Below are 13,577 nucleotides of genomic sequence, written 5' to 3'. Positions count from 1 at the left end.
AAAGTTAAAATCTATTGTTTGCTTCATTTAAGAAGCTTGTTTCATTAACGTTGCTTGTTCAGTTTTCAAGGTTCATTTTGTTCGTTTGTCGCATTTTCTCTCGGCGACTTGTATAACTATACACGCCATTTAAATAAACGTCAACACTTTTTAAAATGTTTTTTTCTCTTTTTTTATTATTTCTTTTCTCTTCTTATTATATACATCCAAAAAATAAATTTTAAATACCGTTACTCCCCTCTCTAAAGTGAGCAATTCCCCCTTAGTAAATTGATTATTATCCAGAAACTCAAACTCATTAGAATGACAAAGAAACTTGATATTGCTAATCATACGATCTATAGCAAAGGATATTAACATCTATATTTAATTTAAGATTTTCCAATTCTATTTTCTCCTCCTCATTTTTGTCCATACATTATAATTCGATAAGTTTACTTAAAAACAACTTAAAGTTTAGTTAATAACTTTGACTCTTCTCACAAATATACAGTCTGTTCCTCTACTAAATACTCACAAACAAGCTATAATTATGTTATGAATTAAAATTATGATGGGAATGAATTGTTTTGAAAAAACAAGTACACGTAGTCGGAGCTATTATTGAAAACGAAAAACAGGAAATTTACTGTGCACAACGTAGCCCTCAAATGTCATTACCAAACTATTGGGAATTTCCAGGTGGGAAAATCGAAAAAGATGAAACCCCACAAGAAGCTTTAAAACGGGAAATCTCAGAAGAATTTACTTGTGAAATTGTTGTAGGTGAAAAAGTTGAAGATACAACATATGATTACGGTTCGTTTATCGTTCGTCTTGAAACGTATATGGCGGAAATTGTGAGTGGCACACCCATTGCTATAGAACATTCTGATACAAAGTGGGTTAAGCGATCCTCACTAAGTGAACTAAACTTTGCACCAGCGGATATTCCAGCAGTGGAGAAGTTATTAAAATAATTATTTAAAGGTGGTGCCCTTATGGATCAGTTAATTAGAAAGCTTGAGGAGTCTTTACATAAAGGATTTATTGATCAATCCAAGGCCGTTTCATCTCAATTCAAACCGAAATTATTATCCAATAAAGCGCACGAAAATGTTCTTTCTTCACTTTTACAAGAAATGAAAACGTGTAAATCTTTCACCTTTTCTGTGGCATTTATTACTGAGGGTGGACTAGCTACAATCAAAACGATGCTTTATGATCTTGAAAAGAAAGGGATTAAAGGACGGATTTTAACATCTACATTTTTAAGTTTTAATCAGCCAAAAATGTTTAAAGAGTTATTAAAATTAACAAATGTAGAAGTCCGCGTTACTGATGTGAAAGGATTCCACTCAAAAGGCTATATTTTCGAGCACAACCAACACTATTCTTTAATTGTCGGAAGTTCTAATTTAACCGATAGTGCATTGAAGGCAAACTTTGAATGGAATGTTTATTTAACATCACTTGAAAATGGTGAAGTGATCAATCATTTTAATAATCAGTTTGAACAGCAATGGAATAGTGCTATACCATTAAGTGAAGAATGGATTGCTCACTATCAAATCAATTATGAAAAGCCCGAATTTAATAATAAGGTCGCATCTCCACCTTTATACGTAACGAACCCATTAAGAGAGAGTTTAAAAATACAGCCTAATAAAATGCAGACAGCCGCACTTGAACAGTTAGAGCTTCTTCGACAAAGTGGTGCGAACCGTGGCCTTATCATTTCAGCAACTGGGACAGGGAAAACCTATTTATCTGCGTTTGACGTTCGAAATGCTGCACCAAAACGTATGTTATTTATTGTGCATCGTGAACAGATTTTGAAAAAGGCTATGCAAGATTTCCGCAATATTTTATTAGGTGACCCCCAAGATTATGGTATTTTATCAGGAAATACAAAGGATTTAAATGCACGCTATTTATTTGCTACAGTTCAAACAATATCTAGGGATCCTTATTTACAGCAGTTTGCTAAAGATCATTTCGACTATATTTTAATCGATGAAGTTCACCGTGCAGGTGCGGAATCGTATTTAAAAATTATGAATTATTTTGAACCCAAATTCTTATTAGGAATGACAGCTACACCGGAACGTACAGATAACTTCAATATTTATGAGCTCTTCGATTATAATGTGGCCTATGAAATTCGTCTTCAAGCAGCATTGGAAGAAGATATGCTTTGTCCTTTCCACTACTTCGGTGTGACAGATTATGAGCTTGATGGTGAACTAATCGATGAAACAGCAGATTTACAAAAATTAGTTAATAAAGAACGAATCGACCATATTACCGAAAAGATTTTGTATTATGGTTTTTCCGGAGATCGTGTTCATGGATTAATGTTTTGTAGTACAAAGGAAGAAGCCCGTACCCTTTCCAATTTACTAAATTTGCGTGGTTATAAAACGACTGCATTAACTGGAGATCATTCTCAAAAAGAACGTGAAGAAGCGATTTCTAAATTAGAAAATGGCGAACTGGAATATATTTTAACGGTGGATATTTTTAATGAAGGTATCGATATTCCTTTTATTAACCAAATTGTGATGCTCCGCCAGACACAATCTAGCATCATCTTCATTCAGCAGCTTGGTCGTGGACTACGTAAGCATGATGTAAAAGAATATGTAACGATTATTGATTTTATTGGGAACTACAAAAATAACTATTTAATTCCGATTGCCCTATCTGGTGATAAGTCCATGAATAAAGATAATGTTCGCCGTAAAACGGTTAATACAGATTATATTCAAGGTGTATCAACGATTAATTTTGAGGAAATTGCGAAGAAGCAAATTTTTGATGCGATTACAAATACAAACTTATCAACATTAAAAACATTAAAAGATAGTTATTCTGAAGTTAAAAACAGAATTGGGCGAATCCCCATGCTCAAGGATTTTATTGAACAAAATTCATTGGATCCTGAAGTGATTATCAACTACACTCCAACCTATTATGATTTTTTAGTGAAGATGAAAGAAAATATCTCTTCACTTACGGATTATGAAAAGTCTGTACTTTCATTAATCGGAAAGGACTTTTTATCAGGTAAAAGAATTCATGAAATTTTATTATTGCAGCTTCTTTTAGATGAAGAATGTGTTTCAGAACAACGCTATATTTCAGCACTACAAAATCATAATGCTTATATCCACGAAGATACAATTCAAGGTATTGAAAATGTATTTACTTTAAACTTTTTCGTAGAAGCTGATAAAAATAAATTCGGTAATACACCTATCATTATTAAATCCAATTCACACTATACATTTAATAATGAATTGCAATTATCACTTCAAGACGTAAATTTCAAACAATACTTCGTGGATTTACTAGAGTGTGCCTTTATTAAAAATATACAATTTAATAATCATGTTCCGTTTAAACTATACGAAAAATACTCTCGTCGCGAGGTATGTCGCTTACTCGATTGGGAGAAAAATGAGGAAGGTACATTAAATGGTGGTCGACCGAAAAATGGCGATTTCCCTATTTTCGTAAACTATCATAAAAATGACGAAAATAATATTGAGACAAATTATATGGACGAATTTTTATCAGACGATACATTTAAATGGTGTTCAACAAAAAATCGATACATTGATAAATCCAAGGAAATGCAGATTCTTATTCACTCCATTGAAAATGGGACAAACGTTTACCTATTTGTTAAAAAAGACAATGGTGAAGGTAAAGATTTCTATTATCTTGGTCGATGTGCTGTAAATCCAAGCTCTGCAAAGCCCGAACAAATTTTAGATAAAGGTAAATATTATCCCGTCGTGACAATGGAAATGGTACTCGAACAACCAATCCAATCCGATATTTATCATTATTTAGTAGAGGAATAAAATAAAGCAAGGTGCTATTCCAAAATATACTTTTGAAATAGCACCTTGCTTTTGTCTATAAACTATCCTTCTCCCCTAAAAACCTCTCGCTTATGCCATTTGAAATACTGCTTGTTCTCCTCCACCCGTGCGACACGCATTTTCTCATGAATGTCATATTTCCCGTAATCGATTCGGTCAATTTCAGAAGAAATGTGAATTTTTCCTGTGCCATCAAATGCGATATAGCCATTGTCATATAAGGCATCATGATTGCGGCACAACAAAATGCCGTTGTATGGATCCAGTCGTTCCTCATTTGTTGCGTCTTTCCATGGCTTCGAATAGCTTGCATGTAATAATTCAGGTAAAGAGATACCACATAAAGCACAATGATCGTCCCATAATGGCAATAATTGCTTTTTGAATTTTTCTTGGCCTTTGCGGATTTTCACCTTTGCTTCTGCTTCTGCTTCGATAAGTACAGGGGCCAGTGTATTGCGTTCTTTTTGCGCAATGAGGCCAATCGCAAATTCCAGCTGCTCTTCATTTTCCTCGTAAATATTCGCATCACTCATGAGCTCCAACAGTTTGATTGCGAACATTTCATTACATGGGTATAAAAAGCCTTGGTTACCATCCCCATTATGTTGGAATGGGGAATATTTGATTGGCAGTAATGGCTGGATCTCGTCAAAATGTTCTTTAACCGAGATTGGAACCATTAGTTCTTCATAATCAGCAGAAAAAAGGTTGCCGACTGTTCCGCTATCATCCAAAGGGTTTACCCCTTCATAGCAATCCTCCTGTGCAATGCTGATTGCGACAATTTCTCCTTTCACACAGTGAAATATCGCATCTCCCTTTTTCACTTCTTTCATCCTCTCCCAAGAATGGGGTGTTTGACCACTACTATCTAAAATAGAACACCATACCACTTGCTTTTCCTTCGCCTCGTCGTATGTACGCCCTTGCATTACAATATAAAAATTCATACGAACACCTTCGTTTCTTTTCTTTCTTTTAGTGTACCATTTTCCCCACTTTCTACGGCAATTAACAATTTTGTATGTTTATAATAAAAAACTCAAGCAAGCTGAAATTCATCATTTCATACCTACTTGAGCATTTAATCATTCCCTACCATCATTAAAGCCTGATGCTCTACCCTTTTATACGCCTTACTCTCAATCCATTCCAACAGCTGCTCAATTAAAATATTCTGAACCGTAATCTCCCCTGGAACATTGTGCTTATTCGTATCAATTTTAACTGCACGCTCAGTAAAACCTTCGAAAACCGGGTAAATAATCGTTGATCGGTACGGGGGCGTCTTTTGGAAATATTGAGCATAAAATGTGAGTTGGAATATATCCTGAGTCGCAATGCGCTTTTGATCGTAGCCTTTATATTTCGTATCAATGATTGTCGTTTCCTTTGTCACTTGATGTTGAACGACGATATCCGGAATGATATGACGATAGGATTGATCGTTGAGTAAAATGGCATCGGTCAAACGTTTGCCGTGAAGCACACCATAACTTTTCGGCAAAAACTTTTTCAATACTTGTACAACAAAGCGTTCAAAGAGTTCATTCATATTGACCAATACCGTTGCAAAAGTATGACTTTTGCCAAGAAAATCATCTACAAAAAGTCCTTCAAATAGAAACTTACCTACTATATGAATTGGCTTGTAATGCTGATTTAACCGGCTGTAAACAAAATCAGGATAGACTTTCCCTTGATAAGGTACACAGATTGATTCAAATTGTATAAGCAATCTCTTCAACTGTGGATCCCGTCTAAACATTGGATGCTTTTCGATTTTATGCAAAATTGCCGATATAATCTGGTTTTCTTCAATATTATGTGTCAACTCATCAAATTCACAAACGACTCCTTTTGGTAAACCAAAATACGTACGCACCGTATCCAACATTTGAATTCGTCCACGCACATTTGTTAAATCGTCTGTATAGGTGACGTATTCCTTTTTTAACTGCAGCAAAATTTTTTCTGCCTGCCTCATAAATTGCGTGGCAAAAAGTATAAACAAGTCATTTTTTTCATGACCAGCACTGGATTCGGTACTCATCGAAAAAGGAAGTCCTTCCGTGAAAGCGAGCATTTTCATCACACCTTTAAATGCATCCGAAAACTTTGGCTGAATAATAATTCGGCAGTTCGAAAGCTCAATTGTCCCAACATAGCTCGTTGTTTGAATGCGAACCCCCGACTTTAATTCATCGAGAAAAAAGCGTTTTTCCCAAGGCTTATTCGGATGAATTGTCGCTGCTTTCGTAATGTAATGACGGTCCTCATCGGATAGTTGAATCGGATAGACGGCCTCACTATATTCTTTCATCACATAACTATTCTTCATAATTCACCTGGAAATGCTGTTCAATAGCCGATATAAAGGCCTCTTTTGTAAAAATATTTTGGTTTAGCTCATTGTTTACGACATCGACAAAGCTACTACCGATCAAGTCCTCCAGTGCCTCATAATTATCAAAGCAATACTCTTGTAAAAGTGGAATGATATCATAACGGAATAGATCCATGAATTCATCGATCGAATTGGCTACCTTCCCTTCTGTCATGAAATAGGCATGACCGATTTGCAAATCACGCCCTTGCAACTTTGTAAGTCGACCATTTAAGTGCTTCAAAATATTCGCTGGAGTTACCGATAAATCTTCCAATGGTTCATTTAACACATCATAATTTGGCATGCATTCCACAAAAGCAAAGCGACGTTTAATTGCTGCATCCATCATTTTAATACTGCGGTCTGCTGTATTCATCGTACATAATAGTTGTACATTCTCTGGAATCGAAAAAGCTTCCTTACTTTGTGGTAATCGTAGCTCTAATCCTCGCTTATCCTTTTCCAACAATGTTATGAGCTCACCGAAAATTTTTGGGATATTTCCTCGGTTCAGTTCATCAATAATAAATACAAATCGCTTCTTCGGCTCGGCTTTTGCCTGCTTAACAAAACTTTTAAAAATACCGTCCTCTAATTTGAAGGCAATGGTATTTTGCTCGCCAACAATCGGTTTAAAACCTTCGATAAAGTCTTCGTATTGGAACGATGGGTGAAAAGTACAAAACTCGGAAACGACCTCATCTTTTGTTTGGAGCCACTTCAAATATTGCTGAATCGTAAATGTTTTACCCGTTCCAGGAGGTCCATATAAAATAACTTGACCTTTCCGTTTAACCGCCCGCTCAATTTCTTCAAAGAAACTTGTATCTTCAAAACTCTCTTTTTCTTTCACTACAGCCTTTTCTTCCTTTAGCCACTTCTGAAGTGAGGCATGTGAAAATGCTTCAACAGTAATCGTTTTCCATCGATTTTGAGTAGGGATATCATAACCAGACTCCCAAATATCTGTCCAATCAACACCTATTGTATGTCGCTTTTCATCATAGTTTTTATATTCATAACCACGCTCATTCACTTTTCCAATTGCAATGATTTTCGAAGCACCTTTATTGGCAACGACAAGATCGCCTTGTTTCAGTTGATAAAACATCCAGATTTCGTTCGCTTTTTTTGTAATAGTGCTGGCATTTGTATAAATGCCTGCAGCTTCCAAAGCGGTACGCAACTCATTAAAGCTCGTATACTGGTTTAAATCACCTAGTATATCCCATCCGATAGCAATTTCTTTTGCTTCCTTACACCGGGGCCAAAGATTCGCATTTTCTCCCGGTGCCAATTTATACACTTTTTCGCTAGGACTATAATATGTATAAAAGAAATTGGCCACAACGAGTTCATCGAAGCCTTCCATATTCGGTAAGGCGTACACTTTATCATGAAGCATGCGACTAAGTTCAACACAATCTTTATCCTTCACTGATGCTTCTTCCACACCGACTACCGAAAGGAAATGCTTTAAATGTTGGACTTGGAAAATGGGAAACATTTTCTTCGGTGCATACATATATGAAATTTTCCCCTTCAACATTGATTTTGAATAAAGTAAATTGGTTTCAGGAATTTTCTCGTACGGAATTTTGTGCGCGTGCTCAACTACTTCCAATATATCCTTTCTTAATGCTTGCCAAGCTTCATGTTCTGAGCTGTATTGCTCTGGATAAAACCATTCCTTCTCTTTTTTCTTATAGTAGATGACGTGTTTAGAGGCCGATCCACCTTTAATACTCCCGATTTCTGATGTCTTATACTCAAGCCACCAACCAAACGAACCTTCTGCATAGCCAAGAGCATATTTTTCTAGTGGTAAGTTCGGTAAATCCTCTAATGAGAATTCTTGAATAAACTCATTATATAAATGGTGCAACTTTTCATGATATTGCTCTTTTTCCTCTGTCAAAAAATCCTTTACTTGGTGTGATAATAGTTCCATCTCAATCTCCTTTATAAACGTCTGATTTATATACTTATTTTATCATCATAGTATAGAAAATTTAGGAATTACAATTTATTTCAATTCCTTATTATTTCGTCTCTCGAAAAATCCCTAAAAAATGTTATAATCCAACTAATCATCATTTTTACTCATTACTACAAAGTTTCGCTCTAATAAGGGCTGTAAAACAGAAAGGACTTGAAATGCTAGCAAGATTTTTTACATACTACAAGCCTCACAAACGATTATTCATTATTGATTTCTCCTGTGCAGTGTTTGTAGCTATTTTGGAATTACTGTTTCCGTTGGCGGTGAAATGGTTTATCGATGACCTGCTCCCAACTAATAATTGGGGCATGATTACTAAAATTAGTGCTCTTCTTTTACTGACTTATATATTAAGTACGGTGATGAACTATATCGTAAACTATTTAGGGCATAAGCTTGGGGTCAATATCGAAACTGATATGCGCCAGCAACTGTTCAACCATGTACAACGTCAGCCGTATACGTTTTTCGATAATATGAAGACTGGTCATTTAATGAGTCGGATAACAAATGACTTGTTTGATATTGGCGAGTTTGCGCATCATGGTCCGGAAGATTTATTCATTGCGATGATGACATTTATCGGGGCCTTTACGATTATGTTCAATATTAACGCGACGCTCGCGACGATTATTTTATTTTTTGTACCGCTTTTAATAGCCGTAATGTATTGGAGCAATAAGCGTATGAAAAAGGGCTGGAGCGTTATGTACAGTGAAATTGCAAACGTCAATGGCCGTGTGGAAGATAGCTTCTCGGGTATACGGGTCGTGAAATCATTTACAAATGAAGAGTTCGAAACAACACGCTTTAAAGATCAAAATGGCTTGTTTCGTAAAGCGAAAATTTATGCCTATAAAGTAATGGCTGGCACACATTCAAGCATTTATTTTTTAACAAGGTTGCTAACATTACTGGTACTTGTTGTTGGGGCTTGGCTTTCATTTAATGACAACCTTTCAGCTGGTGAGTTTGCGAGCTTCATTTTATTCACGAATGTTCTAATTAAGCCAATCGACAAAATTAGTGCTCTACTGGAAATGTATCCAAAAGGAATGGCCGGCTTTAAACGTTTTTGCGATTTGCTGGACCAGGAGCCTACAATTGTTGATAGTCCAAACGCAATTGCTATCGACCATTTAGACGGTAATATCGAATTTAAAAATGTAAGCTTCAAGTATGCGGACAGTAAGCAAGTATTAAATGACCTCTCTTTTAAAGTGGAAGCAGGAAAAACGGTTGCCTTCGTAGGACCATCTGGTTCAGGCAAAACGACGATTAGTGCCCTTATTCCCCGCTTTTATGACATTACGGATGGAGCAATTACAATCGATGGATACGATATTCGAGATTTGACGCAACAATCACTTCGCAGGCAAATTGGGACTGTTCAACAAGATGTGTTTTTATTTACAGGAACTATTAGAGAAAATGTAGAATATGGTAAATTAGGTGCGAGCTTTGAAGAAATTAAAGCTGCCGTTGAACAAGCAAATTTACTGGAATTCATTGAAAACTTACCCGATGGCTTTAATACAGAAATCGGTGAACGTGGTCTAAAATTATCAGGTGGACAAAAACAACGACTTGCCATAGCACGCATGTTCCTGAAAAACCCGCCGATTTTAATTTTAGATGAAGCGACGTCTGCACTTGATACTGCAACAGAGCGCATTATCCAGCATTCATTAAATGATTTGGCTAAAAACCGTACAACTTTAATTATTGCTCACCGATTAGCAACGATTCGTGATGCAGATTATATTTTCGTCGTAACGCCAAATGGCATTGAAGAACAAGGCACGTATAAAGAACTTGTTGCAAAAGGTGGCATTTTTGCAGGGCTTCATCATGCTTAGAAATTTTAGGTGAGTGATTTAGTTCATTCACCTAAAAAAAATTAGGAAGGTGGGTATCCATATGAGCATTCCGATTATTGATTTACATTGTGATGCATTGTTACGCATGCATAAGCACGGATATGAATTTTTCAATACTCCTGAACTTGATGTGAATTATGAAAAATTAGTTAATGGTCATGTGATAGCACAGGCCTTTGCTATTTATGTTCATCCTGAGCTTTCGCTTGTAGAAAAGCGCGCAACTGCGATAAAGCAGATTGAGTACTTTCGTAATGAGGTATTACGCGAAGGTGTAGTACATATTAAAAAATGGGCAGATTTCGAAACGCTACAACCTGGACAAATCGGGGCATTTTTAACAATTGAAGGTGTCGATTTTTTTGGAGGAGATTTTAAAATCTGGCATCCATTTCATCAACTTGGCGTATTATCAATCGGACTCACTTGGAACTTCCCTAACGAAGCAGCAGATGGAGCACATAGCCATTATGGTCGTGGCGTAACGCCGTTTGGAAAAGAGATTATTACACTCAACAATCAGCATAAAATTTTTACCGATGTTTCGCATTTGAACGAACAAAGCTTTTGGGATGTTATAGAATATGCGGACTATGTCATTGCCTCCCATTCGAATGCGAGGGCTGTCTGTAATCATGTTCGCAATTTGAATGATGCCCAAATTCGAGCAATGATTGAAAAGAATGCGCCTATTCATATCGTCTTCTATCCAGAATTTATCAACGGGACTACTAGCGCGAGTATGGGGGATGTAATTCGTCACATCGATTATATTTGTTCGCTTGGCGGGAAAGATTTAATCGGCTTCGGCTCCGATTTTGATGGGATCGATTTTAAGGTTGCTGGTCTTGAACATGCCGGAATGTACCAAAACTTTATTAATGAACTTCTGAAGTATTATAGCGAAGAGCAAGTGCGCGGCTTTGCTTATGCAAATTTTTTAAATCATATACCGAGATAGCATCTAACCCTGCTTCCCTGTAGGGTTATTTTTTTTAGCGTGCTATACTTAGAGAAGTTTAGTTGAAGGGACGGATTTGATGAACGGCAAAAATCGTAGCGATGTATACCCTGGTTTGGAAGTTGACATCGTATTAAAAAAGGACCAACGTACAGGTACGACAACACGAGGCGTAGTAAAGGATTTACTTACGAACAGCAGCTCGCATCCACACGGTATAAAAGTTCGCTTAACAGACGGACAAATCGGGCGTGTATGTCAAACGTATCCTAAATAAGTTAAAGCGCAAAAAGTTTTAAGAGCTTTTTGCGCTTTCTTTTTTCATTATAATTTTACTTCAAATACTGCCTCCGTCTTCTCCCTTACTTCCTCTAATGTCACACCTTCCTGAAGCTCTACTAGCTGCATGTGGCCATCAGTAAAGTTAAAAACGGCTAAATCAGTAATTAAACTGTGTACAACGGCTTTTCCTGTTAACGGTAATGTACATTCACTCTTTACTTTAGATTCACCGTATTTGTTCGTATGTTCCATAATGACGATAACTTTTTTGGCGCCTACTACTAAATCCATTGCCCCGCCCATTCCCTTTACTACTTTTCCAGGAATCATCCAATTCGCCAAATCGCCCTGCTCAGACACTTCCATTCCACCGAGTATCGCTAAATCAATATGCCCTCCGCGAATCATAGCAAAGCTTTCAGCACTATCAAAAAATGCTGCGCCTGATTTTGCCGTTACAGTTTCCTTCCCTGCATTAATTAAATCCGCATCGATTTCATCTTCAGTCGGATATGGTCCAATGCCAAGAAGCCCATTTTCGGACTGCAGCATTACATTAAATTGGGGAGGAATCTCATTTGCAATTAATGTTGGCATACCGATTCCTAAATTTACATACATGCCATCCTCTATTTCCTTTACGGCACGGCGAATAATTTTTAAGCGTGCATCCATTATGCTTCCCCCTTTACAATGCGACGTTCTATTCGTTTTTCAAAGGATTCGCTGTGTACAATGTGCTGCACGTAAATGCCTGGTAAATGAATTTCATCTGGATCGAGCTCGCCTACTTCTACAAGTTCCTCTACCTCTACTATCGTTACTTTACCAGCTGTTGCACAGAGCGGATTGAAGTTGCGCGATGTTTTACGAAACACTAAATTACCAGAGCGATCAGCTTTCCATGCTTTTACAAGGGCAAAGTCACCTGTAATCGCACGCTCAAGTAAATACCTCTTGCCGTCAAATTCTTTTGTATCTTTTCCTTCTGCAATCGGTGTCCCGACACCTGTTGCAGTATAGAAAGCCGGAATGCCTGCACCACCGGCACGGATACGTTCAGCCAGCGTCCCTTGCGGTGTTAGTTCCACTTCAAGCTCACCATTTAAATATTGCTGTTCGAATGTTTTATTTTCTCCTACATATGAAGCAATGATTTTCCTAATTTGCTTGTCTTGTAATAGGATACCAAGCCCAAAATCATCAACACCGCAATTATTGCTGACAACCGTTAAGTTTTTGGTCCCTTTTTCCTTTACTGCTTGGATTAAATTTTCCGGAATGCCACATAAACCGAAGCCCCCCACTAATAAAACAGCCCCATCTTCTATATTTTGTATCGCCTGCTGTACAGAAGCTACTACTTTGTCCATGATTCCAATCCCCTTTCACATCCTTACAAAATATTCTATAAAACTACAAATTTCCCTTCAAAAATCATATATTCTGTTGACTAAATCAAAAAAGGAGCCGCAACTGCTTACATGTCAGTTGGGCTCTCATGATTACTTTTTATGTGGACCTTGATAAATACTTAGTTCCTTTGTATGCGGGTCGCGAACGTAACGCTGGTTGTCCTTCAATGGAATTGTATCCGGATCTTCTACTTCATCGCCACGTCCAAACTCACCTGCTACTTCGCTATTCGGAGGCAAAGGTTCATACTTCTTTTTTTGCTCCTCAAATGGAATTGGACGCTCCTCTTCAATATCCCAGCGAATTAAATTCGATGGATTAGAGCGGTTCGTAATCCAATTATCAAGTGTATGCCCTTCCCAACCCTCTTCATCAAATGGGTCACTGCCCGTTATGAGAATTTTGCCTCCATCGTTAATGATCTTTTCATATTCAAGACGTTCATTTTCCGGTAAGTTTAAGCGACGTAATTTTTCTTCAATAGGTGTTTCTTTCGTAAATAGCGTTTTAAGTATACTGCGGACGCCGTTTGTCGTAATTAGTGAAATTTGCTGATGTCGAGCAATTGAATGGAACTCATCCACATCTTTAGTCAAGACGTAAATATGGGTTCTATCTATTTCTTCACCTGGTTCACCGCCACGTAATTCCTGGAGTTTTTCTAGCAATTCCCCTTTAGTATAGGCGACATCAATCGTCTGTTTTGGTTCATTAAACATTTGCATCCCTCCATCAATTCTTGGTATCAGTCCTTTTCCCCATATATACTTCA

At 37.1% G+C, this 13,577-nt stretch carries 11 protein-coding genes; 5 read left to right on the top strand and 6 right to left on the bottom strand.

All coding sequences use genetic code 11. From position 1 onward, the window contains the following. Positions 1–569: 569 nt before the first annotated feature. Positions 570–959, top strand: a complete 390-nt coding sequence (locus tag H9632_RS13985) for a (deoxy)nucleoside triphosphate pyrophosphohydrolase (protein WP_191704684.1) — start codon at positions 570–572, stop codon at positions 957–959. Positions 960–980: 21 nt separating this feature from the next. After that, positions 981–3,851 carry a DUF3427 domain-containing protein gene (locus tag H9632_RS13980; RefSeq protein WP_191704683.1) on the top strand — a complete coding sequence of 957 codons (2,871 nt, stop codon included), beginning with the start codon at positions 981–983 and terminating at the stop codon, positions 3,849–3,851. A gap of 62 nt (positions 3,852–3,913) precedes the next feature. On the opposite strand, the gene H9632_RS13975 is transcribed toward H9632_RS13980, so the two are convergent. From H9632_RS13975 to H9632_RS13965, 3 genes are all read right to left on the bottom strand, one after another. After that, positions 3,914–4,825: an HNH endonuclease gene (locus H9632_RS13975; protein WP_191704682.1), complete on the bottom strand. Its 912-nt coding sequence runs from the start codon at positions 4,823–4,825 to the stop codon at positions 3,914–3,916. Positions 4,826–4,959: 134 nt separating this feature from the next. Beyond that, on the bottom strand, positions 4,960–6,216 hold the full coding sequence (locus H9632_RS13970; protein ID WP_191704681.1) for an McrC family protein: 1,257 nt from the start codon (positions 6,214–6,216) through the stop codon (positions 4,960–4,962). Then, entirely contained in the window at positions 6,206–8,215 is a 2,010-nt protein-coding gene (locus H9632_RS13965; RefSeq protein ID WP_191704680.1) for an AAA family ATPase, read from the bottom strand. Before H9632_RS13965 ends, H9632_RS13970 begins: the two co-directional genes overlap by 11 nt. Positions 8,216–8,421: 206 nt before the next feature. Here H9632_RS13965 and H9632_RS13960 point away from each other — a divergent pair, with 206 nt between their 5' ends. From H9632_RS13960 to H9632_RS13950, 3 genes are all read left to right on the top strand, one after another. Beyond that, positions 8,422–10,125 carry an ABC transporter ATP-binding protein gene (locus tag H9632_RS13960; protein ID WP_191704679.1) on the top strand — a complete coding sequence of 568 codons (1,704 nt, stop codon included), beginning with the start codon at positions 8,422–8,424 and terminating at the stop codon, positions 10,123–10,125. 61 nt (positions 10,126–10,186) lie between these two features. Then, complete coding sequence (locus tag H9632_RS13955; RefSeq protein ID WP_191704678.1) at positions 10,187–11,107, top strand: dipeptidase; 921 nt, start codon at positions 10,187–10,189, stop codon at positions 11,105–11,107. 79 nt (positions 11,108–11,186) lie between these two features. After that, on the top strand, positions 11,187–11,384 hold the full coding sequence (locus H9632_RS13950) for a YwbE family protein (protein WP_191701199.1): 198 nt from the start codon (positions 11,187–11,189) through the stop codon (positions 11,382–11,384). A 47-nt stretch (positions 11,385–11,431) separates the two neighbouring features. On the opposite strand, the gene H9632_RS13945 is transcribed toward H9632_RS13950, so the two are convergent. The 3 genes from H9632_RS13945 to H9632_RS13935 form a co-directional block, all read right to left on the bottom strand. Beyond that, positions 11,432–12,064 carry a 3-oxoacid CoA-transferase subunit B gene (locus tag H9632_RS13945; RefSeq protein WP_191704677.1) on the bottom strand — a complete coding sequence of 211 codons (633 nt, stop codon included), beginning with the start codon at positions 12,062–12,064 and terminating at the stop codon, positions 11,432–11,434. Continuing rightward, positions 12,064–12,762 (bottom strand): CoA transferase subunit A, encoded by a 699-nt coding sequence (locus H9632_RS13940; protein ID WP_191704676.1) that lies wholly within the window; start codon positions 12,760–12,762, stop codon positions 12,064–12,066. Before H9632_RS13940 ends, H9632_RS13945 begins: the two co-directional genes overlap by 1 nt. A 132-nt stretch (positions 12,763–12,894) precedes the next feature. Continuing rightward, a complete protein-coding gene (locus H9632_RS13935; RefSeq protein WP_191704675.1) occupies positions 12,895–13,524 on the bottom strand; it encodes a general stress protein in 630 nt (209 codons plus the stop codon). Between the last annotated feature and the right edge of the window lie 53 nt (positions 13,525–13,577).

Source organism: Solibacillus merdavium (assembly GCF_014836935.1).
GTDB lineage: Bacteria > Bacillota > Bacilli > Bacillales_A > Planococcaceae > Solibacillus > Solibacillus ferritrahens.
This window is presented reverse-complemented; position numbering and strand designations above follow the sequence as displayed.

Coding starts and splice junctions, on each gene's coding strand:
- H9632_RS13980 (WP_191704683.1), top strand. CDS start 981: ATGGATCAGTTAATTAGAAAGCTTGAGGAGTCTTTACATAAAGGATTT.
- H9632_RS13975 (WP_191704682.1), bottom strand. CDS start 4,825: ATGAATTTTTATATTGTAATGCAAGGGCGTACATACGACGAGGCGAAG.
- H9632_RS13970 (WP_191704681.1), bottom strand. CDS start 6,216: ATGAAGAATAGTTATGTGATGAAAGAATATAGTGAGGCCGTCTATCCG.
- H9632_RS13965 (WP_191704680.1), bottom strand. CDS start 8,215: ATGGAACTATTATCACACCAAGTAAAGGATTTTTTGACAGAGGAAAAA.
- H9632_RS13960 (WP_191704679.1), top strand. CDS start 8,422: ATGCTAGCAAGATTTTTTACATACTACAAGCCTCACAAACGATTATTC.
- H9632_RS13955 (WP_191704678.1), top strand. CDS start 10,187: ATGAGCATTCCGATTATTGATTTACATTGTGATGCATTGTTACGCATG.
- H9632_RS13950 (WP_191701199.1), top strand. CDS start 11,187: ATGAACGGCAAAAATCGTAGCGATGTATACCCTGGTTTGGAAGTTGAC.
- H9632_RS13945 (WP_191704677.1), bottom strand. CDS start 12,064: ATGGATGCACGCTTAAAAATTATTCGCCGTGCCGTAAAGGAAATAGAG.
- H9632_RS13940 (WP_191704676.1), bottom strand. CDS start 12,762: ATGGACAAAGTAGTAGCTTCTGTACAGCAGGCGATACAAAATATAGAA.
- H9632_RS13935 (WP_191704675.1), bottom strand. CDS start 13,524: ATGTTTAATGAACCAAAACAGACGATTGATGTCGCCTATACTAAAGGG.